The organism is Actinosynnema sp. NPDC023794 (assembly GCF_040639675.1).
GTDB lineage: Bacteria > Actinomycetota > Actinomycetes > Mycobacteriales > Pseudonocardiaceae > Actinosynnema > Actinosynnema luteola.
This window is the reverse complement of record NZ_JBFAFR010000003.1, coordinates 397,489-418,557: the sequence shown is the minus strand read 5'-3', so window position 1 is coordinate 418,557 and position 21,069 is coordinate 397,489. Positions and strand designations below refer to the sequence as shown.

At 72.2% G+C, this 21,069-nt stretch carries 23 protein-coding genes; 17 read left to right on the top strand and 6 right to left on the bottom strand.

Annotated features, from left to right (window positions below; translation table 11 throughout):
* Window positions 1–8: 8 nt before the first annotated feature.
* On the top strand, window positions 9–560 hold the full coding sequence (hpt, locus tag AB0H12_RS10555) for a hypoxanthine phosphoribosyltransferase (RefSeq protein ID WP_499622533.1): 552 nt from the start codon (window positions 9–11) through the stop codon (window positions 558–560).
* 101 nt (window positions 561–661) lie between these two features.
* On the opposite strand, the gene AB0H12_RS10550 is transcribed toward hpt, so the two are convergent.
* A complete protein-coding gene (locus tag AB0H12_RS10550; RefSeq protein WP_499622368.1) occupies window positions 662–2,362 on the bottom strand; it encodes a substrate-binding and VWA domain-containing protein in 1,701 nt (566 codons plus the stop codon).
* Between the two features lie 422 nt (window positions 2,363–2,784).
* Between AB0H12_RS10550 and ftsH the strand changes: the two genes are divergently transcribed.
* Genes ftsH through AB0H12_RS10510 form a run of 8 tightly spaced genes read left to right on the top strand, consistent with a single transcriptional unit; the run spans window position 2,785 to window position 10,254 of the window.
* On the top strand, window positions 2,785–5,007 hold the full coding sequence (ftsH, locus tag AB0H12_RS10545) for an ATP-dependent zinc metalloprotease FtsH (RefSeq protein ID WP_499622366.1): 2,223 nt from the start codon (window positions 2,785–2,787) through the stop codon (window positions 5,005–5,007).
* A 17-nt stretch (window positions 5,008–5,024) separates the two neighbouring features.
* Window positions 5,025–5,648, top strand: a complete 624-nt coding sequence (gene folE, locus AB0H12_RS10540) for a GTP cyclohydrolase I FolE (RefSeq protein WP_499622532.1) — start codon at window positions 5,025–5,027, stop codon at window positions 5,646–5,648.
* Between the two features lie 29 nt (window positions 5,649–5,677).
* Window positions 5,678–6,466, top strand: coding sequence for a dihydropteroate synthase (folP, locus tag AB0H12_RS10535; RefSeq protein ID WP_499622531.1), 789 nt, complete (start codon window positions 5,678–5,680; stop codon window positions 6,464–6,466).
* A gap of 28 nt (window positions 6,467–6,494) precedes the next feature.
* Complete coding sequence (gene folB / locus AB0H12_RS10530) at window positions 6,495–6,857, top strand: dihydroneopterin aldolase (RefSeq protein ID WP_053715911.1); 363 nt, start codon at window positions 6,495–6,497, stop codon at window positions 6,855–6,857.
* A complete protein-coding gene (gene folK / locus AB0H12_RS10525; protein WP_499622364.1) occupies window positions 6,850–7,332 on the top strand; it encodes a 2-amino-4-hydroxy-6-hydroxymethyldihydropteridine diphosphokinase in 483 nt (160 codons plus the stop codon). Before folB ends, folK begins: the two co-directional genes overlap by 8 nt.
* A 53-nt stretch (window positions 7,333–7,385) precedes the next feature.
* Window positions 7,386–8,042 carry a maleylpyruvate isomerase family mycothiol-dependent enzyme gene (locus AB0H12_RS10520; RefSeq protein WP_499622362.1) on the top strand — a complete coding sequence of 219 codons (657 nt, stop codon included), beginning with the start codon at window positions 7,386–7,388 and terminating at the stop codon, window positions 8,040–8,042.
* 17 nt (window positions 8,043–8,059) lie between these two features.
* Window positions 8,060–8,512, top strand: a complete 453-nt coding sequence (locus AB0H12_RS10515) for a DUF3180 domain-containing protein (RefSeq protein WP_499622360.1) — start codon at window positions 8,060–8,062, stop codon at window positions 8,510–8,512.
* 50 nt (window positions 8,513–8,562) lie between these two features.
* On the top strand, window positions 8,563–10,254 hold the full coding sequence (locus AB0H12_RS10510; protein WP_499622358.1) for a DUF6779 domain-containing protein: 1,692 nt from the start codon (window positions 8,563–8,565) through the stop codon (window positions 10,252–10,254).
* Window positions 10,255–10,263: 9 nt separating this feature from the next.
* Here the strand turns inward: AB0H12_RS10510 and AB0H12_RS10505 are convergent, their stop codons facing one another.
* The 3 genes from AB0H12_RS10505 to AB0H12_RS10495 all read right to left on the bottom strand — a co-directional run bounded on the left by AB0H12_RS10505 (window position 10,264) and on the right by AB0H12_RS10495 (window position 12,310).
* Entirely contained in the window at window positions 10,264–11,328 is a 1,065-nt protein-coding gene (locus AB0H12_RS10505) for an NADH-quinone oxidoreductase subunit D (protein WP_499622357.1), read from the bottom strand.
* Between the two features lie 4 nt (window positions 11,329–11,332).
* A complete protein-coding gene (locus AB0H12_RS10500) occupies window positions 11,333–11,818 on the bottom strand; it encodes a DUF1203 domain-containing protein (RefSeq protein WP_499622356.1) in 486 nt (161 codons plus the stop codon).
* 63 nt (window positions 11,819–11,881) lie between these two features.
* On the bottom strand, window positions 11,882–12,310 hold the full coding sequence (locus tag AB0H12_RS10495) for a MarR family winged helix-turn-helix transcriptional regulator (protein WP_499622530.1): 429 nt from the start codon (window positions 12,308–12,310) through the stop codon (window positions 11,882–11,884).
* Window positions 12,311–12,374: 64 nt separating this feature from the next.
* Between AB0H12_RS10495 and AB0H12_RS10490 the strand changes: the two genes are divergently transcribed.
* A complete protein-coding gene (locus AB0H12_RS10490) occupies window positions 12,375–12,698 on the top strand; it encodes a cupin domain-containing protein (RefSeq protein WP_499622355.1) in 324 nt (107 codons plus the stop codon).
* Window positions 12,699–12,701: 3 nt separating this feature from the next.
* On the opposite strand, the gene AB0H12_RS10485 is transcribed toward AB0H12_RS10490, so the two are convergent.
* Window positions 12,702–13,613 carry an SAM-dependent methyltransferase gene (locus tag AB0H12_RS10485; RefSeq protein ID WP_499622353.1) on the bottom strand — a complete coding sequence of 304 codons (912 nt, stop codon included), beginning with the start codon at window positions 13,611–13,613 and terminating at the stop codon, window positions 12,702–12,704.
* 30 nt (window positions 13,614–13,643) lie between these two features.
* Here AB0H12_RS10485 and AB0H12_RS10480 point away from each other — a divergent pair, with 30 nt between their 5' ends.
* From AB0H12_RS10480 to AB0H12_RS10460, 5 genes are all read left to right on the top strand, one after another.
* The gene (locus AB0H12_RS10480) at window positions 13,644–14,816 is read left to right on the top strand and encodes a PrsW family intramembrane metalloprotease (protein WP_499622352.1); all 1,173 of its coding nucleotides are present in this window, start codon (window positions 13,644–13,646) and stop codon (window positions 14,814–14,816) included.
* A gap of 91 nt (window positions 14,817–14,907) precedes the next feature.
* A complete protein-coding gene (locus AB0H12_RS10475; protein WP_499622351.1) occupies window positions 14,908–15,798 on the top strand; it encodes a Rossmann-like and DUF2520 domain-containing protein in 891 nt (296 codons plus the stop codon).
* A complete protein-coding gene (gene panC / locus AB0H12_RS10470) occupies window positions 15,795–16,685 on the top strand; it encodes a pantoate--beta-alanine ligase (protein WP_499622349.1) in 891 nt (296 codons plus the stop codon). Before AB0H12_RS10475 ends, panC begins: the two co-directional genes overlap by 4 nt.
* A gap of 10 nt (window positions 16,686–16,695) precedes the next feature.
* Window positions 16,696–17,178: an aspartate 1-decarboxylase gene (gene panD, locus AB0H12_RS10465; protein ID WP_230569962.1), complete on the top strand. Its 483-nt coding sequence runs from the start codon at window positions 16,696–16,698 to the stop codon at window positions 17,176–17,178.
* Window positions 17,179–17,189: 11 nt separating this feature from the next.
* Window positions 17,190–17,975, top strand: a complete 786-nt coding sequence (locus tag AB0H12_RS10460) for a type III pantothenate kinase (protein ID WP_499622347.1) — start codon at window positions 17,190–17,192, stop codon at window positions 17,973–17,975.
* A gap of 64 nt (window positions 17,976–18,039) precedes the next feature.
* On the opposite strand, the gene AB0H12_RS10455 is transcribed toward AB0H12_RS10460, so the two are convergent.
* Window positions 18,040–18,795: a class I SAM-dependent methyltransferase gene (locus AB0H12_RS10455; protein ID WP_499622345.1), complete on the bottom strand. Its 756-nt coding sequence runs from the start codon at window positions 18,793–18,795 to the stop codon at window positions 18,040–18,042.
* A 62-nt stretch (window positions 18,796–18,857) separates the two neighbouring features.
* Between AB0H12_RS10455 and lysS the strand changes: the two genes are divergently transcribed.
* A complete protein-coding gene (gene lysS / locus AB0H12_RS10450; RefSeq protein ID WP_499622344.1) occupies window positions 18,858–20,369 on the top strand; it encodes a lysine--tRNA ligase in 1,512 nt (503 codons plus the stop codon).
* A gap of 114 nt (window positions 20,370–20,483) precedes the next feature.
* Window positions 20,484–20,831 carry a histone-like nucleoid-structuring protein Lsr2 gene (locus AB0H12_RS10445; protein ID WP_053715841.1) on the top strand — a complete coding sequence of 116 codons (348 nt, stop codon included), beginning with the start codon at window positions 20,484–20,486 and terminating at the stop codon, window positions 20,829–20,831.
* Window positions 20,832–21,069: the final 238 nt, after the last annotated feature.

Genomic DNA, 21,069 nt, shown 5'->3' with positions numbered 1-21,069 from the left:
AACCGTCCGTGTACGACGGCGACATCAGTTCCGTGCTCATCAGCGAGCAGGAGATCAGCGACAAGGTCACCGAGCTGGCCAACAAGGTCGCGGCTGACTACCCGGCCGACGGCGGGAACGACCTGGTGCTGATCACCGTGCTCAAGGGCGCGGTGATGTTCATGACCGACCTGGCCAGGGCGTTGCCGGTGCCGGTGCAGCTGGAGTTCATGGCGGTGAGCTCCTACGGCTCGTCGACCTCGTCCTCCGGCGTGGTGCGCATCCTCAAGGACCTCGACCGGGACATCGCGGACCGCGACGTGATCATCGTTGAGGACATCATCGACTCCGGCCTCACGCTGTCGTGGCTGCTCAAGAACCTGGCGTCGCGCAAGCCGCGGTCGCTGGAGGTCTGCACGCTGCTGCGCAAGCCGGACGCGGTCAAGGTCGAGGTGCCGGTGAAGTACGTCGGGTTCGAGATCCCGAACGAGTTCGTGGTCGGCTACGGCCTGGACTACGCCGAGCGCTACCGCGACCTGCCCTACATCGGCGCCCTGGACCCCAAGGTCTACTCGGTGTAGCTGGCCGCTGCTCCGCCGACGGCGGCTCGGTCGCCTGGAAGTCGATCGACGCGACCTCGCGGGGGTGGCCCGGTAGGGCCGCCCCCGTTCACCCGCCTCACTCAGCAGTTCGGTCGGCAGCGGCGCTGGGAGATGCCGTCCAGCAGGACGCCGCGGATGTCCTCCGGCTCCATCGCCTGGTAGGCCTTGCCGCCGGTGGCCTCGGCGATCTGCCGCAGCGCGTTCATGTCCGCGTCCGCGCCCAGCCCCACCATGATCATCGGCACCGGCCGCGACGGGTCGGACTCCTGCTTCAACGTGGCCAGCAGGCCGGGCAGGTCGATGCTGGAGATGTCGTCGTTGCTGCCGTCCGTGATCAGCGTGACGGAGTTGATCTTGGACGGGTCGTAGGTCTGCTGCACGTGCCGGAACGCGGCCAGCGCCGTCTCGTGCAACGCCGTGCCGCCGCCGACCAGGGCTGGCAGGTTGCCCGCGCCCTTCTGCAGCTGCACGCGCCGCGGCGCGCCGCCGATCGGCTCGCCGAGCGGACCGACCGGCACCAGCTCGATCCAGTCGTTCGGCGGCTTCTTGTTCGTCGAGAACGCCCACAGGCCGATCTCCGAGGTGTCGGGCAGCATGCCCAACGCGGTCAGCGCCGCCTCCCGGGCCGCCTCGACCCGGGTCTGGCCGTTGCTCATCTTCTCGGCCATCGAGCCGGACACGTCCAGCACCGCGAGCAGCCGGGTGTCCAGGCTGACCGCGCCCCACGTGCGCAGCAGCTCGGAGACCTGGTCCGGGTCCGGCGTCTTCAGCACGGCCACGTCGTCGCCGCGCACGCCGTGCTCCTCGTTCGTCCAGCCGCCGGGCGCCTTGCCGTCGGGCGTGCGGAAACCGGCCTCGGCGAACCGCTGCGCGGTCCGGCCGGTGCGCAACGCCTGCTCGAAGCCCTCCGCGGCCTGCGCGGTGCCCGCCTGCTCGCTCAACCGGCTCACCCGCACCAGGGGGTAGTCGAACGAGACCGTGCCCTCCTTGGGGTAGGAGGCGACGACCCGGCGCGACCCGGCCGTGCGGTTGGCGGACAGCACGGACTGCTCCGAAGCGGTGAACACGGGCGCGTCCTCCGCGCCCTGCACGACCTTGCCGAACGCGTCGCGCACGGACGGCAGCGCGTTGCGGCCGACCCGCAGCAGCGCGCCGATCAGCTCCGGCTTCGGCGTGCCGTCCGGGTTGCCGAGCTGCGCCCGGATGACCGCGAGCGTGGCCAGGCCCTCGGTGGACGTGGTCGGGTCGCTCAGCGTCACCGGCACCTTCGGGTCGACGACCTTCGCCCACGTCACGGGCGTGATCGGCCAGCCCAGCGGGGTCATGGCCTGCTCCGAGCCCACGATCACCAGCGGCGAGCTCGCCAGCGGGTCGTGGATGTCCAGCCGCGGCGCCTCCGCGCCCTCGTCACCGGCCTGCCGCTGGGTCTCGGCCGCCCACATGGACGAGTCCGGCACCCACAGCGCGGGCGGGTTGATCTGGGCGGTCGGCAGCTCGTTGGCCACGTCGGCGGCGCCGCGGGCCTCGACCTGCACCTGCACGCACTTGCCGTCCACGATCGGCTGGGTCGCCTGGTAGTCGTCGGCCGCGCCGCGCACGACCTCCTCGATCGCCGGGGTCACCGCGATCTTGAGGGGTAGGGTGCCCTTGCACTCGGGTCCGCTGGTGGCTCGCAGCGCCACCACGGTGACGCCCGCGGCGGCGACGACGCCGAGCAGCGCGCCGACGGGCAGGATGACGCGGCGGAGGCGGCCGGGGCGGTCCGGGTTGCGAGCTGACATTGCTTCGTACCTTCGGTCGGTGTTCACCCTTTCGGGTGGGCGAGGAACACTCGGTTGGTTGCCGAGGATGACACGGCTCACTCACATGACAAACTCTCGTGTTCTACGTCACTCGAGTGGTCGTCGAGTTGTCGCTACCTGCTAGTGCCGGATAACCCCTCGTGAGTGGTTACGGGATCGAGCCCGCACCGGTTCACGATCGAGTCAGTCGATCGGCTGAACCTCGTTGACCTGGGATCCGTGTTCGCGGTCACCACGGGAACACCGGACGCCCCTCGCCCGTTGGTCCGGCAAGACGCGACAGGGCCCGCACGCGGAGCGCTTCGCCCGAGCCATGGGCGGTAGTCTGGTCGGACGGGTGTGCCCGTCTACGCCCGTCGACAAGTCAGGGAGGGTCGAGGCCGCCCGCCGGCCGTAAGTGCATGGACCGCAAGCGCCTGCTTCGCAACCCGCTGCTGTGGATCGTGGCGGTGTTGTTGCTCTTTTACGCCTTCAACGTGCTCTTCGACGACAACCGGGGCTACACCCCGATCAAGACGTCCCAGGCACTGCAACAGATCCGGGACGGCCAGGTCAAGGAAGCCACGATCGAGGACAAGGAGCAGCTCCTCAAGCTCACCCTCAACGACGGGGTGACCGTCGAGGGCAGCAACCGCGTGCGCGCCCAGTTCCCGGCGAGCTCGACGGACGAGGTCTTCACCATCCTCGACCAGGCGGGCAACAAGCCCGTCGTGGAGACCAAGGTCACGCAGGACTCGTTCCTGATGCAGATGCTGCTGTACATGATCCCGCTGGGTCTGCTGCTGCTCCTGCTGATGTGGATGATGAACAACTCGCAGGGCGGCGGCAACCGCGTCCTGAACTTCGGCAAGTCCAAGGCCAAGCAGCTGTCCAAGGACATGCCCAAGACGACGTTCAACGACGTCGCGGGCGCCGAAGAGGCCGTCGAAGAGCTCTACGAGATCAAGGACTTCCTGCAGAACCCCGGTCGCTACCAGGCCCTGGGCGCGAAGATCCCCAAGGGCGTGCTGCTGTACGGCCCGCCCGGCACCGGCAAGACGCTGCTCGCGCGTGCCGTGGCCGGCGAGGCCGGCGTGCCGTTCTACTCGATCTCCGGCTCGGACTTCGTCGAGATGTTCGTCGGCGTCGGCGCCTCGCGCGTCCGCGACCTGTTCGAGCAGGCGAAGCAGAACGCGCCGTGCATCATCTTCGTCGACGAGATCGACGCGGTCGGCCGCCACCGCGGCGCCGGCCTCGGCGGCGGGCACGACGAGCGCGAGCAGACGCTCAACCAGCTGCTGGTGGAGATGGACGGCTTCGACTCGCGCGGCGGGATCATCCTGATCGCGGCGACGAACCGGCCCGACATCCTCGACCCGGCGCTGCTGCGCCCCGGCCGGTTCGACCGGCAGATCCCGGTGTCCGCGCCGGACCTGAAGGGCCGCAAGCAGATCCTGCGCGTGCACGCCAAGGGCAAGCCGTTGGCCCCCGAGGCGGACCTGGACGGCCTGGCCAAGCGCACCGTCGGCTTCTCCGGCGCCGACCTGGCCAACGTGATCAACGAGGCCGCGTTGCTCACCGCGCGCAAGAACGGCACGGTGATCAGCAGCATCGAGCTGGAGGAGTCGGTCGACCGCGTGATCGGCGGTCCGGCCCGCAAGAGCCGGATCATCTCCGAGAAGGAGAAGAAGATCACCGCCTACCACGAGGCCGGGCACGCCCTGGCCGCGTGGGCGATGCCGGACATCGACCCGGTCTACAAGGTCACGATCCTGGCCCGCGGCCGGACGGGTGGTCACACCCTCTCCGTGCCCGAGGAGGACAAGGACCTGATGACCAGGTCCGAGATGATCGCCCGGCTGGTGTTCGCGCTGGGCGGCCGGTCCGCCGAGGAGCTGGTCTTCCACGAGCCGACCACGGGCGCGTCCAACGACATCGAGCAGGCGACCAAGATCGCCCGCGCGATGGTCACCGAGTACGGCATGTCCGCCCGGCTCGGCGCGGTCAAGTACGGCCAGGAGCAGGGCGAGCCGTTCCTCGGTCGCACGGCCGGCCGGCAGGCCGACTACTCGCTCGAGGTCGCGCACGAGATCGACGAGGAAGTCCGCGAGCTGATCGAGGCCGCGCACACCGAGGCGTACGAGGTGCTCAACACCTACCGCGACGTGCTCGACGCGCTCACGCTGGAGCTGATCGAGAAGGAGACCCTGCACCAGAAGGAACTGGAGCGGATCTTCGCCGCGGTCGAGAAGCGCCCGCGGATCACGAAGTTCAACGACTTCGGACACCGCACCCCCTCGGACAAGCCGCCGGTCAAGACCCCGGCGGAACTGGCCAAGGAGCGCGGCGAGCCGTGGCCGCCGGCGATCGAGGACACCCTGGACGACGAACCGCCGGTCCAGGACCCCGTCCCCACGCCGCCGAACGGCCACCACGGCGTGCTGCCCCAGAGCCCGCAGCCGCAGGCCTACCCGCAGCAGCAGCAGCACCCGTCGTCCGGCCCGCCGAACTACGGCGCGCCGCCCGGGTGGACGCCCGCGACGGCGCCCGGCGGCGCACCGCAGCCACCGCAGTGGCGGCCGGAGCCGACGGACGCGGAAGCGGGGAAGCGGTCCTTCGACACGGACCCGGACAACCGCACGTGACCGAGCACGGCACCGCGATCGACCAGACCGGCCTCTCCGTCAACGGGGAGGCCGGTCTCGCGCGCCCACCCTTCGACCAGAAGCGGGCCGAGGCGGCGGTGCGTGAGCTGCTGCTCGCGTGCGGTGAGGACCCGGAGCGCGAAGGGCTGCGCGACACGCCGGCACGGGTGGCGCGGGCGTACCGGGAGCTGTTCGCCGGCCTGCACACCGACCCGGACGCGGTGCTGGCCAAGACGTTCGACGAGAGCCACGAGGAGCTGGTGCTGGTCACCGACATCCCGATGTTCTCGTTCTGCGAGCACCACCTGCTGCCGTTCCACGGCGTCGCGCACGTCGGGTACATCCCGAACGAGCACGGCCGGGTGACCGGGCTGTCGAAGCTGGCCCGCCTGGTCGACCTGTACGCCAAGCGGCCCCAGGTGCAGGAGCGGCTGACGTCGCAGGTGGCGGACGCGCTGATGCGGCGGCTCGAACCGCGCGGCGTGATCGTGGTGGTCGAGGCCGAGCACCTGTGCATGGCCATGCGCGGCGTGCGCAAGCCGGGCTCGCGGACCACGACGTCGGCGGTGCGCGGGCTGCTGCGCAGCTCGGCGTCGTCGCGGTCGGAGGCGATCGAGCTGATCAAGGGACGTTTGCGGTGAGCGTGCCCAGGCCGGGGCACTGCGTGGTGATGGGCGTGCTCAACGTCACCCCGGACTCCTTCTCCGACGGCGGCCGGTACCTCGACCTGGACGACGCGGTGGCGCACGGCGTGGCCCTGTTCCGCCGCGGCGCGGACTTGGTGGACGTCGGCGGCGAGTCGACGCGTCCCGGTGCGGACCGGGTGTCGCCGGAGGTGGAGGCCGCGCGCGTCGCGCCGGTGGTCCGGGCGCTGGTCGCGGAGGGCGTGCCGGTCAGCGTGGACACCACGCGGGCCGAGGTGGCGCACGCGGCGCTGGACGCGGGCGCGTCGATCGTGAACGACGTGTCCGGCGGGCTGGCCGACCCCGCGATGGCGCCCCTGGTGGCGTCGGCGGGCGTGCCCTACGTGCTGATGCACTGGCGCGGGCACAGCAGGCGGATGGACCGGCTGGCCGTGTACGACGACGTGGTGCGCGAGGTGCGCGACGAGCTGTGCCGCCAGGTGGACGCCGCCCTGGCCGCCGGTGTGGCGTCGGACGACATCATCCTCGACCCCGGGCTGGGTTTCGCGAAGGACGCCACGCACAACTGGCAGCTGCTGCACGGGCTCGGCTCGTTGCTGGAGCTGGGTTTCCCGGTGCTGGTCGGCGCGTCGCGCAAGCGGTTCCTCGGCGCCCTGCTCGGCGACCGGGCGCCGGACGGCCGGGAGGACGCGACGGCGGCGGTGTCGGCGCTGGCGGCGTTCGTCGGCGCGTGGGGCGTGCGGGTGCACGACGTGGACCGCTCGTTGGACGCGGTGGCCGTGGCGCGGGCGTGGAGGCAGGGCCATGCGGGCTGACGGAGCGGGCTCGGCGGAGGTGGGCGGGATTTCCGACCGGATCTCGTTGCGCGGCCTGCGGGTGCGCGGGTTCCACGGCGTGTTCGAGCACGAGAAGCGCGACGGGCAGGACTTCCTGGTCGACATCACCGCGTGGCTGGACCTGTCGCGCGCGGCGGCCACGGACGACCTGCGGGAGACGCTGCACTACGGCGAGCTGGCCGAGCGTGCGGCGGCGATCGTGGCCGGCGGGCCGTACGACCTGATCGAGACGGTGGCGGGCAAGGTCGCCGACGAGGTGATGACCGACCTGCGGGTGCGGGCGACCGAGGTGACGGTGCACAAGCCGTCGGCCCCGATCCCGCTGGCGTTCGAGGACGTCGCGGTGACGATCCGGCGCTCGCGTGACTAGGGCGGTGCTGTCGCTCGGCTCGAACCTGGGCGACCGGCTCGGCTACCTGCGGCTCGCGGTGGCCGGGTTCGCCGACGTGCTGGTGGCGGCGTCACCGGTGTACGAGACCGCGCCGTGGGGCGTCACGGACCAGCCCGACTTCCTCAACGCGGTGCTGATCGTCTCCGGTGACGTGGACGAGTGGGGCTGGCTGCGGCGCGGGCAGGCGGTGGAGCGGGCCGCCGGACGGGTCCGGGAGCTGCGGTGGGGTCCGCGCACGCTGGACGTGGACGTCGTGACGGTGGACGGCGTGCGGTCGTCGGACCCGGAACTGCTGCTGCCGCACCCCGGCGCGCACGACCGCGCGTCCGTGCTGGCGCCGTGGGTGGACGTGGAGCCGGACGCGGTCGTGCCGGGGCACGGCCCGGCACGCGACCTGCTCGCCGGCCTCGACCTCGGCGGCGTCACCCGACGGGATGATCTTCGGCTGAGGTGATCAGCCCTGCGGCGTCCGCGCGGCGGGGTTAGCGTTGGCGCGGAGGTGGCGCGATGAGCAACGCGGTCACTTACGACGCCGCACGGCGGCGGATCATCAGCCTGGTCACCGGCGGCGATCCCGACGCGCCGGTCGGGGCGTGCCCGGGGTGGACGGTCCGGGACGTGGTCGCGCACCTGGCCGGTGGGCTCGGCGACTTCACCGAGCGGCGGTTCGAGGGCGTCGACGACGGCTCGTGGGGCGAGCGTCAGGTGCACGACCGGCGTGGCCGCACGCTGGGCGAGCTGCTGGTCGAGTGGGAGCGGAACTTCCAGATCGCCGAGGGGCTGTTCGACTCGCCGATGGGCGCGGTGCTGATCGCCGAGATCATCTCGCACGAGCACGACATCCGCACTGCCCTGGGGCAGCCGGGCGAGCGGGACAACGTGGCGGTGCGGGCGGCGTTGACGCGACCGCTGCAGGACCTGGACAAGCGGCTGCGGGCCAAGCACCTGCCCGCGCTGCGGATCACCTTGGAGCACGGTGACCGGGTCGTCGGCGAGGGCGAGCCGGCGGGCGCGCTGCGGACGTCGTCGTTCGAGCTGCTGCGCGTGCTGGGCGGGCGGCGTGACGACGACCAGGTGCGCGCGCTGGACTGGGACACCGACCCGGGGCCGTGGCTGTCCGAGCTGTCGCTGTTCGGCAGGCGCGACACCGCCTTGGTCGAGTAGTCGGGGACGATGGTGGGGTGAGGTTCACCAAGCCCCGTGACCTGCTCGCCGCCGGACTCGTCGCGGGCCTGCTCGCGCACCTGCTGATCAGGCTCGCCTACGACACGCTGCCGCCGCTGCCGACGTTCGCCGGGTTCACCCTGCTGGTGATCGCCGCGGTCAACCTGTGGCTGGCGTTCTCGCTGCGCGCCCGCATCCTGCGCAAGCCGGGCGCGCGGCCCGTCGAGCCGTTGACCGCGGCCCGGGCGGTGGCGTTCGCCAAGGCGTCGTCGCTGCTCGGCGCGATCATGCTGGGCGCGTGGGCGGGCGTGCTGGTGTACGTGCTGCCGGCGCGCGGCGAGTTCGAGGCGGCCGACCACGACGTGCTCAGCGCGAGCGTCGGGGCGGGCTGCGCGGCGCTGCTCATCGCCGCCGCGTTGTGGCTGGAGCGGTGCTGCAAGACGCCCGACGACCCGCACCTCGATCAATAGATGCGGACGCCGAGGTCTCAATCGGGTAACTGACCGGTACGGTAGACGCCATGACCGGGCGAGGCGCGTCGGACGATGACGAGCAGCAAGATCACGGTCGTGGCTCTGGGCGACTGCTGCTGGTAGCGGCGTTGACGCTCGCACTCGGTGCCGCGGCGGTGTTGGTGCTGAGCGACAACGCCCGCTGGCTGCGGCTGGCCGTCGTCGCCGCGCTGTGGGCGGCGCTGGTCGGCGCGTTCCTCGCGGCCCGCTACCGCAAGCAGGTCTCCGAGCGCGAGGACGAGGTCGCCGACCTGCAGTCGGTCTACGAGCTCGAGCTGGAACGCGAGATCGCCGCACGGCGCGAGTACGAGCTGGAGGTCGAGGCCGAGACCCGCAAGCGGGTGCGCGAGGAGGCCAAGGACGACCTGGACGCGCTGCGCGGCGAGTTGCGCGCCCTGCGGGAGAACCTGGAGGCCCTGCTCGGCGGCGAGGTGCTGGTCGAGCGGGTGGCGCTGCGGGCCGAGTCGACCCGGATGCGCGCCCTGTCCGACCAGTCGCGGTTGATGGCGGTGGGTGACCAGCGGATCATCAACGCCGGCGCCGCCGTGCCGGTGACGAAGAAGGCCGCGGAGACGCCGCAGGTGGAGCGGGTCGAGCGGACCGAGCTGATCGAACGGGTCAACGTCGACACCTCGCGCAAGGACCAGGTGCGGCGTCCCGAACCGACGCGCCCCGAGCCCGCGCGGCGCGAGCAGGCCCAGCCGGTGCGCCGTGAGCCCGCCCGCGCGACGGCCCAGCCCCGCCCGACGCCGCCGGTGGTGGTGCGGCGGGAGGCGCCCAAGCAGGAGCCGACGGAGCGCGTGGGCCGTGACCTGGCGGCCCGGTTGGCCCCGCCGGCGGCGCCGGCCGCTCGGCCCGCCGAGCCGTCGAAGACCGAGCACACCGTGCAGCGGCGCAGCCGGGTGGCCGACCGGACCGAGATGATCAGCCGGGACGCGTTGGCCGAGGATCCCGTGCGGCGGCCCGAGGGTGCCGGCGGCGCCGTTCGGCGGACGGGTGAGCAGCGGGCCGTGCCGAGGACCGAGTCGACCGGCGAGCAGCGCTCGGTGCCCGCCGAGCCCCGCCGACCGTCGACCGCGCGGGTGGAGCTGACCGGTGAGCACCGCCCGGTCGAACCCGTCCGCCGGCCGGCTGCGCGGCCGGACCTGACGGGCGAGCACCGGCCGGTGGGCCGTCCCGAGCAGACCGGTGAGCAGCGGTCCGTCGCCGGTGGCGAGGCCGGTCGTCGGATCGGCACGACCGGTGAGCAGCGGTCGGTCGGCCGCCCCGACCCGGCGCGCCGACCCGTGACGCGGGCCGAGCTGACCGGTGAGTACGTCCCGGTGGCCGAGACCGCGCGCCGGGCGCAGCCCGAGGACGACGCGCGCCGGTCGCGCCGCGCGGCCGAGCCGACCGGCGGCCACCGCCCGGTGGTCGAGCCGGAGTCGATCGGCGGTCGTTCGGCGGATTCCGCGTCGGCCTCCGTGACGCCCGAGGGCCGTCGCCGGGCCGCCGAGCCCGCGGCCGAGTCGGGTGGCAGGCGTCGGGCCGAAGAGCGCTGGGACTCGTGGGAGGACACCCCGAAGCCGGCCGGCAGGCGCAGCGCGCCGGAGCCCGCCGAGCCCGCCGGGGCGCACGCGGACGGCAAGTCGGTCAGCGAGCTGCTCGCCGCGTTCGGCGGCGGCGACTCGCCGCGCCGCCGCCGTCGCCGCGAGGACTAGCCGCACCGACTACTTGTCGATGTCGCCGACGACCACGGCGAACGACCCGAGCACGGCGGGCAGGTCGGCCACCTTCGTGCCGGGCAGCAGCGCGGACAGGGCCTGCACGTTGTTGAACGACGGCGTGCGCAGCTTCAGCCGCCACGGCGTCTTCTCGCCCCGGGACGCGAGGTGCACGCCGGACGTGCCCAGCGGCGCCTCGACCCACGTGTAGACCGAGCCCTCGGGCGCCTTGACCGCCTTGGGCAGGCGCAGGTTCACGGGCCCTGCCGGCAGGTGGTCCAGGCACTGGTTCGCGAGCGCGACGGAGTGGCGGACCTCGTCCACCAGGCCGCGGACGCGGGCCAGCGCGTCGCCCCCGGTGCGGACCACGGGCCGCACGTCCAGGTTCCGGTAGCCGGGCAGCGGGTCGTCGCGGCGCAGGTCGAAGTCCACACCGGACGCCCGGCCGATCGGACCGGTGACGCCGTACGCGAGCGCGGCGTCGCGGTCGAGCACACCGAGGCCCGCCAACCCCTCCGGCGCCTCACCGGGGTCCACAGTGGACAGAACCTCGCGCACCCGGCCGGTCCAGCCGGCGGGCACGTCCTCGCGCAGGCCGCCGATCCGGTTGGCCATGAAGTGGATCCGGCCGCCGGACGCCTCCTCCAGCACGGCCTGCACGGCGTCGCGGTCGCGGGCGCCGGTGAGCGGCGCGAGGAACACCAGGTGCGCCATGATCCGGTTGAGCTCGCACAGCAGGACCCGCAGCGCCTGGGCGCGCGGTGGGACGTCCATGCCGGTCATGCGCTCCACGGCCAGCGCGACGGCCAGCTCGTTGCAGAAGGCGGCGAGCCAGTCGTGCCGGTTGGCGAGGGTGAGGACCTGCCGGTAGTCCCGGACCTCGAACAGCTTCTCCGCGCCCCGGTGCAGGTGGCCGACCAGGGGAGCGGCGGCGGTGATGACCTCGTCGTCGCGGACCGTCAGGCGCAACCGGTACGCGCCGTGCGCGGACGGGTGCAGGGGGCCGAGGTCGACCACCCGGTCCACGCCGAGGTGGCGTGCACCGGCGCCCACGCCAACGGTGATCTCCACCCGGTCATCGTCGCACGGCCGTGCCGCCGTTCGGGGGCAAGGGCCGATCGCGGGTGATCGCGAACAGGAAGCAGCCGTGGGACACGCTGCGGACCTGGATCTCGGCCACGTCCGGGTCGTCGAGCAGCGCGGCGACGCGGTCGGCGAGGTGCTCTGGGTCGGCGATCTCGCCGCCGTGGATGCGGCCTTCGGCGGTGTAGGCGCGCAGGGTCCGCGGCGCGTGGCGGAACGCTTCGGGGAACGCCGCGGTGGTCGCCGGCCCGTCGCACGGCTCGGCGTGCGCGAAGACCGGGCCGAGCTCCTCGTACGGTCCCGCGCCCGAGGCGGGGCGGTGGCGGAAGAGGACCACCGGCTCGCCCGGCTCGGCCTTGCGCAGGCAGCAGCGCAGCGGCGCGCCGGGTGACTCGGCGTGCCACTCGTGGTGCTCGTCGGCGCCGGCGCGCTCACGGGCGCGGTCCAGCACGTCGTCCGGCAGCGCGTGGATTCTCATGCGCTCGACCTTCGCCCGGACCGGATGTCGTCGCCGGCGGTCTTCGGCCGTCGCACTGGGCGATCACCAGACGGGGCGGATGCCCTCCGCGTCGGCGTCGGCGAGGTAGGTCTCCAGGGCTTCGCGCAGGACGGCCAGCCGTTCCGCGCCGACGACGGAGGCGAACTCGTCCTCCAACTCCGACCAGAGGGTGTCGGCGAACCGGAGGTAGGACCGGCCCTTGCCGGTGAGGGTCAACGCGTGGGCGCGGCGGTCCGTGGGGTGGGGCGCCCGCCGCACGTAGCCCCAGTCGACCAGCTCGGCCACGGTCTTGGTGGCGGCCTGCTTGGAGACGCCCAGGTGGGCGGCGAGGTCGACGGCGGTGGCCGAGGGCTGCGCGGCGAGGTAGCGGAAGACGAAGCCGTGCGCCGGGCGCAGTGGTTCGAGGTCGCGATCGGCCAGCCGTTCGTGGAAGCGGTCGGTCATCGCGCGGAACGTTCTGGCGAACAGCATCGACACGGGTTCCACGGTCGCCTAGTCTGCAACTAGACAACTTGATTGACTAGTTTGGAGAGCGATGTTCGAGCGCCACGGCTTCGTGTTCCACCCCCACGCCGGCCCGTCCAACGGCGGCAGCACGCAGATCGCCCTGTGGACCGTCGAGGTGCCCGCGGACGCGAGGAGCGAACGGCACCAGGTCGACAAGGAGGAGGTGTTCCACGTGCTGGAGGGCCGGGTGACCGTCAACGACGTCGAGGCGGGCGCCGGCGACACGGTCGTCGTGCCGCCGCACGTGGAGTTCCAGCTGGTCGGTGGGCCGGCCAAGGTCCTGGTCGCCACGTCGGTCGGGATCACCGGCCTGGTCGGTGACCAGCGCATCACCCCACCCTGGGCGTTGTAGGCCTCAGGGCCGCCACGGCGGCAGGGGCGGGAGCAGGGACGACACCGGCACGTCGACGCCGTGCAGGAGCCAGCCGAACGAACCCAACCCGCCCTCGGCCCGCAGCTCGGCGATCCGGGACGCCCGCTCGGCCGCGCCGAGCCAGTCGGGCGCACCGGGCGACACCGTGCCGACCAGGCCCAACGCGGCCAACGCGTCCCGCTGGGAGACCAGCACCCACTCGCCACCGGCCGCCTCGGCGCACGCGTCCAGCGCCACGTGCGCCGTCAGGTCGCACGTCCCGTCGAACACCGGCTCCACCCGGCGCCCGCCCCGGTACGCGGCGAACGTGCCCGCCGCGTACCTCCCCGCCACCCGGTCGGCCCGCACGTGCCCGTAGTCCACCGCCAACGCCGCACCGCGCGCCACCCGCGACACGGCACCCGCCCACGCCACGTCCCGCGGCTGCCCGATCTCCGCCCGCTCCCCCTCGCCCACCGGCCACCACCGGTCCAGCCAGGGGTGCGACGACGGGCCCGTGACCAGCGGACACGGCACCGCGTCCAGCCACTCGTGCCCCACCAACAACCCGCACACCGAGTCCGGCAGCGTCGACGTCCACCGCACCCCGGGCACCGACCGCGCCGGCCCCACGTCCACCGCCGTGACCACCAACCGCGCCGCCAGCGCACCCGACGCCGAGGACCGCACCGCACCCGCCAGCTCACCGCCACCGGCGCCCACGTCCACGAAATCCAGCCGCGGGGGCCGACCGAGCGCGAGGTCCACCCGATGGAGCAGCACGAGCAGCGCTTCGGCCAGCTCAGGACCCACCAGCGGCGCGGTGCGGAAGTGGTCGGCCGGCACCTCACCACGGGTGAAGAACCCGGTCGGCCCGTACAACGCCGCCCGCCACAGGGCTTCCGAGTCCACCACCGGTCAAGTGTCCCTTTAAGGTTTCCCACCGTGACCACTCCCGCCCGCAAGCGCGTCGACCAGCAGCGCTGGACCGTCCTGCTCCCGGTCCTGGGCCTGATCGCGTTGGGCGTGTGCGGCCTGGTCCTGCTCGGCCTCGGCACGTCTCAGACCGGACTGCTGCCGATCATGGTCGGGGCGGTGGCCGCGCTGCTGCCCGTCCTCGCGGTGATCGGCGCCTACCTGTGGGTCGACCGCTGGGAGCCGGAGCCCGCGAAGATCCTGCTGCTGGCGTTCCTCTGGGGCGCGTGCGGCGCGACGATCACCTCCCTGGTGTTCAACCAGAGCGCGCACGTGCTCGGCCAGCTCATCGACGGCGGCGACGGCAGCACGTTCGCCGCCGTGGTCGGCGCGCCGATCACCGAGGAGGCCGCGAAGGCCGCGTTCATCGTGGTGCTGTTCCTGCGCCGCCGCCAGGAGTTCGACGGCGTGGTGGACGGCGTGGTGTACGCGGGCGTGACGGCCGCCGGCTTCGCGTTCACCGAGAACATCTGGTACTTCGCCCGCGTCTTCTCCGACAGCGGTTTCGGCGACCTGAGCAGCGGCGTGATCGCGCTGTTCATCCTGCGCGGCGTGCTCTCGCCGTTCGCGCACCCGCTGTTCACGTCGATGACCGGCATCGGGATCGGCATCGCGGCCATGACCACGAGCCGGAAGGTGCGGATCGCCGCGCCGGTCCTGGGCTACCTCGGCGCGGCCGGCCTGCACTCGCTGTGGAACTTCTCCACCACCGTCGGCACCGGCTCCACCTTCATCAACCTGTACTTCCTGATCATGGTGCCGATCTTCGCCGGCATGGTGCTGATGGTCGTCTGGCAGCGCCGCCGCGAGCAGCGGATCGTCGCGGGCCAGCTGCCCGCCATGGCCGCCAACAAGTGGATCGCCTCCAGCGAGGTCACCCTGCTGGCCAGCCTGCAGGGCCGCAGCCGGTGGCGGCGCACGGTGCGGCGGCGCGTCGGCGACCAGGCGGCCAAGGCGGTCGCGGGCTACCAGGTCGCCGCCACCGAACTGGCGTTCCTGCGCCACCGCATGGCCAACGGCACCGCGGGCCACGACGCGGAGGAACGTCACGAGAAGCTGCTCGCCGCCCTCGTCGCCGCACGTCAGGCCGCCGTGGACGCGCCGGGCGCGCTGAAGGCCGCGGGTGGCGTTCGTCGCAGTTGACGGCCCACCGCAGCACACCGGATTACGCTCGCGGCCGTCGTCCGGTACCCGAGCATCGGGACTGGAACGCCGCGGTGAAGGAGTACGTCGCATGGACGCGACCCCCCGCCCCGCGCGGTTGGCCGTGGGAGTCATCTCGGCCGGCCGAGTGGGTTCGGTGCTGGGCGCCGCGCTGTCCCGGGCGGGACACGTCGTGAGCGCTGTCTCCGCCGTTTCCCGCGACTCGCTGCGCCGCGCCGAAGAGCTGCTGCCCGACGTGCCCGTGCTGTCGCCGCCCGAGGTGGCCGCCTCCGCCGACCTGGTGCTGCTCGCCGTGCCGGACGACGAGCTGCCCGGCCTGGTCCGCGGCCTCGTCGCCACCGGTTCGCTGCGCGCAGGGCAGATCGTCGTGCACACCAGCGGCGCGCAGGGCGTGGACGTGCTGCGGCCCGCCGCCGCGCTCGGCGCGCTGTGCGTGGCCCTGCACCCCGTGATGACGTTCACCGGCCGCGCCGAGGACGTGCAGCGGATGAACGCCTGCTCGGTCGGCGTCACGGCGGCCGACGACGACGAGGTCGCGTGGCACGTCGGCGAGGCGCTGGTGGTGGAGATGTCCGCCGAACCGGTGCGCGTGCCCGAGGCCGCCCGCCCGCTCTACCACGCCGCCCTCGCGCACGGCGCCAACCACCTGATCACGCTGGTCGCCGACTGCGCGGACCTGCTGCGCGACGCGGGCATCCAGGACGCCGAGCGGATGCTGGGCCCGCTGCTGTCCGCCGCCCTGGACAACGCCCTGCGGCACGGCGACCGCGCCCTCACCGGCCCCGTCGCGCGCGGTGACGCGGGCACCGTGGCCAAGCACCTGGCGGTGCTCGCGGACACCGAGGCGCTCCCCGCGTACCGAATCCTCGCGCTCCGCACCGCGGCCCGCGCCCAGGCCGCCGGGCTGCTCAAGCCCGAACTCGCGTCCGAAGTCCGCACCACCCTCGAGGGACAAGCATGACCAAGCCGCTCACCAAGGACGACTACACGCCGAACGACGTGACGGTGCACCGCGACCCGGATCGGCTGCGCCGCGTCACGAAGGCGTTGAAGGCGGCCGGCCGCAACATCGCCCTGGTGCCGACCATGGGCGCGCTGCACGCGGGTCATCGTCAGCTGATCCGCGAAGCGCAGGTCATGCAGAACACCGTGGTCGTCGTCTCCCTCTTCGTGAACCCGACCCAGTTCGGCCCGAACGAGGACTTCGACCGCTACCCGCGCAGCTTCGACTCCGATGTGGACCTCTGCCGCGAGGAGCGCGTGGGCCTGGTGTTCGCCCCGTCCGCGGACGACATGTACCTGCCGGGCAGCACGGTGACGGTGGACCCCGGCCCGCTCGGCGACGAGCTGGAGGGCAGGACCCGCCCCGGCCACTTCGCCGGCGTGCTGTCCGTCGTCGCCAAGCTGTTCAACATCGTGCAGCCGACCTACGCGGTGTTCGGCGAGAAGGACTACCAGCAGCTCACGCTGATCCACCGGATGGCGCGCGACCTGAACTTCGGCCTGGACGTGGTCGGCGTGCCGACCGTGCGCGAGCCCGACGGCCTGGCGCTGTCCTCGCGCAACCGCTACCTGTCCGACGAGGAGCGCGCCGCCGCGACCGCGTTGTCCGCCGCCCTGGTGGCCGGCGCGTACGTCAGCGGCCAGGGCGCGGAGGCCGTGCTCAAGGCCGCGCGCGACACGCTCGCGGCGGAGCCCGGCGTCGACCTCGACTACCTCGAGCTGCGCGCGCCCGACCTCGGCCCGGCGCCGGAGAACGGCGACGCCCGCCTGCTGGTGGCCGCCCGCGTCGGCTCCACCCGACTGATCGACAATGCCGCCGTGCTGCTCGGCACCGGTGACGAGTAAGGGGACCGCCATGTTCCGCACCATGCTCAAGTCGAAGATCCACCGGGCCACCGTCACGCAGGCCGACCTGCACTACGTCGGCTCGGTCACGGTGGACGAGGACCTGATGGAGGCCGCCGACCTGCTGGCCGGCGAGCAGGTCGCGATCGTGGACGTCACCAACGGCGCGCGCCTGGAGACCTACGTCATCCCCGGCGAGCGCGGCACCGGCGTGATCGGGATCAACGGCGCGGCGGCGCACCTCGTCAAGCCGGGCGACCTGGTGATCCTCATCGCCTACGGGCAGATGGACGACGCCGAGGCGCGGGTGTACGAACCCAAGGTGGTCTTCGTCGACGCCGACAACAAGGTCGTCGAGCTCGGCGCGGACCCGGCGCACGCGCCGGAGGGCTCGGGCCTGGTGAACGGGTCGGCGACCGCGCTGCCGGAGCCGGTGGCGGCGGAGACCGAGGACGCGGCGGCGCTGGACGCGTTGATCCAGGCCGAGGACTAGGGGGAAGCGCTGTGCTGCTCGCCATCGACGTCGGCAACACCAACATCGTGCTCGGCCTGTACGACGGCACGGGCGAGTCCGCCGCGCTGATCCGCGACTGGCGGATGCGCACCGACGCCCGGATGACCGCCGACGAGCTGGCGCTGACGATGCGCGGCCTGCTCGGCGAGTACGCGGACAAGATCACCGGAATCTCGGCGCTGTCCACCGTGCCCGCGGTGCTGCGCGAGCTGCGCGTGATGCTCGGCCGGTACTACGCGGGCGTGCCGAAGGTGCTGGTGGAGCCGGGCGTGCGGACCGGCGTGCCGCTGCTGGTGGACAACCCCAAGGAGGTCGGCTCCGACCGGGTGATCAACACGCTGGCCGCGCACCACCTGCACAGCACGGCGTGCGTGGTCGTCGACTTCGGCACGTCCACGAACCTGGACGTGATCTCGGCGAAGGGCGAGTTCCTCGGCGGCGCGCTGGCGCCGGGCATCGAGATCTCCGTCGACGCCCTGGCGGCCCGCGCCGCGCAGCTGCGCAAGGTCGAACTGGTGCGGCCCCGGTCGGTGATCGGCAAGAACACCGTGGAGTGCCTGCAGTCCGGCATCGTCTACGGGTTCGTCGGCCAGGTGGACGGCCTGGTGCGCCGGATCGTGGACGAGCTGCAGCTCAGCGAGCCCGGCCCGGTCACGGTCATCGCGACCGGCGGCCTCGCGCCCTTGGTGGTGACCGAGTCGGCCACCATCCAGGCGCACGTGCCGGACCTGACGCTGCTGGGCCTGCGCCTGGTCTTCGAGCGGAACCGCGTTTGATCGCCCCTGCCCCCGCGAGGTCGACTTCCCGGCGACCTCGCCGCCGTCCGCGGAGCAGCGGCAATCAAACTCGGCGCGCGCGCGTCACGTAGGCGACCAGGGGGAGGTCGAACTCGCCCTCGGCGGTTTCGGGGCGGGACTTGAGGAACGCGAGCATCCGCGCGTTCAGCTCGGCCCGCTCCTCCTCCGGGATCACCAGGGCGTGCGAGTGCGTGTTGACCATCGCCACCAGGGACTCGGCGGTGCGCGGGTGCACGTGCGGGAAGACCCGCCGCACCGCGTCGGTGAACAGCTCGTGCCTCGTCATCGGGTCGAAGGCCAGCTCGTCCTGCGCGCTGACGCTGGACTGCGCGGTCCGGACGAACTCCGCCATCCACGGCGCCGAATCGTCGTAGTCGTTCCACATCGCCGCCAGCACGCCACCCGACCGCAGCGCGCGGGCGATCTCCGGCATCGCGCGCGCCGGGTCGAACCAGTGGAACGCCTGGCCGACCACGACGGCGTCGACCGTGCCGTCCGGCACCGGGATCCGCTCCGCGCTGCCGGGCAACGCGCGCGCCGCGCCGTGGTGCCGCACCAGTTCCGACAGCATCGCCTCGTCCGGCTCGACCGCCGTCACGTGGTGCCCCTCGGCGAGCAGCCCGCCGGTCAGCTTGCCCGTGCCCGCACCGAGGTCGAGCACCTGGTGCGGCCCTTCGCCCAGCGGCTCCAGCACCCAGCGGATGGCCTCGGCGGGGTAGTCCGGTCGGTGTTGCGCGTACGCCGAGGCGTGCGCTCCGAAGGAGTTCGCCCGCCGGGCCCGCAAGTCATCTCCCGTCACCCGCAAGAGCCTAGTGAGATCCGGTTCGATTTCCCGAGTGGTCTTTCCGTACTCTTCGTCTTGTGAGTGAGCAGCCAGCGACCGGTTCCGCGACCAGCGACGACGATCTCCCCGAGCAGCTGAGGGTGCGCCGGGAGAAGCGGGCGCGACTGCTGGAACGCGGGGTCGACCCGTATCCGGTCGAAGTACCGCGCACGCACACGTTGCGCGAGGTGCGCGAAGCGCATCAGGGACTGGAACCGGACACCGCGACCGGTGTTGAGGTCGGTGTGACCGGCCGGGTCATGTTCATCCGCAACACCGGCAAGTTGTGCTTCGCCACGCTGCGCGAGGGCGACGGCACCGAACTCCAGGCGATGCTGAGCCTGAACGGCGTCGGCGAGCAGTCGCTCGGCGAATGGAAGTCCGAGGTCGACTTGGGCGACCACGTATTCGTGCACGGCGAGGTCATCACGTCCCGCCGCGGCGAACTGTCGGTGATGGCGGACCGGTGGTCCATGGCGGCGAAGGCGTTGCGCCCGTTGCCGGTCGCGCACAAGGAACTCGCCGAGGAAACCCGCATTCGCCAGCGGTACGTGGATCTGATCCTGCGCGAGCAGGCCCGGAACACGGTGCGCAACCGGGCCGCCGTGGTGCGCTCGTTGCGGGAGTCGTTCCACCGGCGCGGTTACATCGAAGTCGAGACCCCGATGTTGCAGACGTTGCAGGGCGGCGCGAGCGCCCGGCCGTTCGTGACCCGGTCGAACGCGCTCGACATCGACCTGTTCCTGCGGATCGCGCCCGAGCTGTACCTCAAGCGGTGCGTGGTGGGCGGTATCGAGAAGGTCTTCGAGATCAACCGCAACTTCCGCAACGAGGGCATGGACTCGTCGCATTCGCCCGAGTTCTCCATGCTGGAGTACTACGAGGCGTACGCCACCTACGACACGAACGCGGTGCTGACCCGGGAGCTGATCCAGGAAGCCGCGATGGCGGTCGCCGGTTCGCACGTGGTGACGCTGGTCGACGGCGCCGAGTACGACCTCGGCGGCGAGTGGACCACGTTGAGCATGTACGACTCCTTGTCCGAAGCGGCGGGCGAGGAAGTCACGCCCGAAACTTCTTCGGAGCGGTTGCGCGAGCTGGCCGACAAGCACGGCTTGGACGCGGACCCGAAGCTCGGGCACGGCAAGCTGGTCGAGGAGCTGTGGGAGCACCTCGTCGGCGACACCCTGCACGCGCCGACGTTTGTGCGCGATTTCCCGGTGGAGACCTCGCCGCTCACCCGTCAGCACCGCACCCGGCCGGGTGTGGCCGAAAAGTGGGACCTGTACGTGCGCGGTTTCGAGTTGGCCACGGGATACTCGGAACTGGTGGACCCGGTGGTCGAGCGGGAGCGGTTGGAAGCCCAGGCCCGCCTGGGGGCGACCGGTGACACCGAGGCGATGCCGGTCGACGAAGACTTTCTGCGATCACTGGAGTACGGAATGCCACCGAGCGGTGGTGTGGGAATGGGCATCGACCGGCTGCTGATGGCGCTCACCGGTCTCGGTATCCGGGAGACGATCCTGTTCCCCCTCGTGCGCCCGGAATGAGTAACTTCTCGGACTCCAGGCGGCGCATTCCTCCAGTTGTGCGCTAACCTGCACTCGCCAATGCTTTAGGTCGCGGTCGGGGAACACCGCGCATTCGAGTCCAGGAGGATACGCATGGCGCAGAAGGTCACCGTGACCCTGGTCGATGACCTGGACGGTGGGAAGGCGGAGGAGACGGTCGGCTTCGGATTGGACGGCGTGTCCTACGAGATCGACCTTTCCGCGAGCAATGCGGGCAGGCTCCGCGACGCTCTCGCCGACTTCGTCGCCAGTGCCCGCAAGGCGGGCGGCCGCAAGCGCGGCCCGGGTCGTCCGGCCGGTGTGAAGGCAGCTCGTCCGGCTTCGGCGGATCGCGAGCAGAACCAGGCCATTCGGGAGTGGGCGCGCAAGCAGGGGATGAAGGTCTCCGATCGCGGGCGCATCCCGGCCGAGGTGCTGGAGGCTTACCACCAGCAGGGCTGACGCGAGTTGTGCGCGTGGCGCAGGCCACGGCAATTACGTCAATCGACGAAGGGGCGCCGGAATCCTCCGGCGCCCCTTCGGTTGTTTTTCGGACTCGTCGTCGGAGTTGTGAAGATCCATTGTGCGGATCGGCGGTCGCACTCAGGTGATCAACGACTCGACCGTTCGGCGGCACGGAGCGTGCTCGGCGGTGATCGGACCGTGTTCGGTTAGGCTCACCTCACCAAAGGTCGGGTAG

Bases quoted from the DNA above. Each gene is read 5' to 3' on its own strand.
- AB0H12_RS10490 (WP_499622355.1), top strand. From the start codon at position 12,375: ATGTTCGAGCGCCACGGCTTCGTGTTCCACCCCCACGCCGGCCCGTCC.
- AB0H12_RS10520 (WP_499622362.1), top strand. From the start codon at position 7,386: ATGAGCAACGCGGTCACTTACGACGCCGCACGGCGGCGGATCATCAGC.
- AB0H12_RS10510 (WP_499622358.1), top strand. From the start codon at position 8,563: ATGACCGGGCGAGGCGCGTCGGACGATGACGAGCAGCAAGATCACGGT.
- panC (WP_499622349.1), top strand. From the start codon at position 15,795: ATGACCAAGCCGCTCACCAAGGACGACTACACGCCGAACGACGTGACG.
- AB0H12_RS10500 (WP_499622356.1), bottom strand. From the start codon at position 11,818: ATGAGAATCCACGCGCTGCCGGACGACGTGCTGGACCGCGCCCGTGAG.
- ftsH (WP_499622366.1), top strand. From the start codon at position 2,785: ATGGACCGCAAGCGCCTGCTTCGCAACCCGCTGCTGTGGATCGTGGCG.
- AB0H12_RS10550 (WP_499622368.1), bottom strand. From the start codon at position 2,362: ATGTCAGCTCGCAACCCGGACCGCCCCGGCCGCCTCCGCCGCGTCATC.
- AB0H12_RS10475 (WP_499622351.1), top strand. From the start codon at position 14,908: ATGGACGCGACCCCCCGCCCCGCGCGGTTGGCCGTGGGAGTCATCTCG.
- panD (WP_230569962.1), top strand. From the start codon at position 16,696: ATGTTCCGCACCATGCTCAAGTCGAAGATCCACCGGGCCACCGTCACG.
- folP (WP_499622531.1), top strand. From the start codon at position 5,678: ATGGGCGTGCTCAACGTCACCCCGGACTCCTTCTCCGACGGCGGCCGG.
- AB0H12_RS10445 (WP_053715841.1), top strand. From the start codon at position 20,484: ATGGCGCAGAAGGTCACCGTGACCCTGGTCGATGACCTGGACGGTGGG.
- AB0H12_RS10495 (WP_499622530.1), bottom strand. From the start codon at position 12,310: ATGCTGTTCGCCAGAACGTTCCGCGCGATGACCGACCGCTTCCACGAA.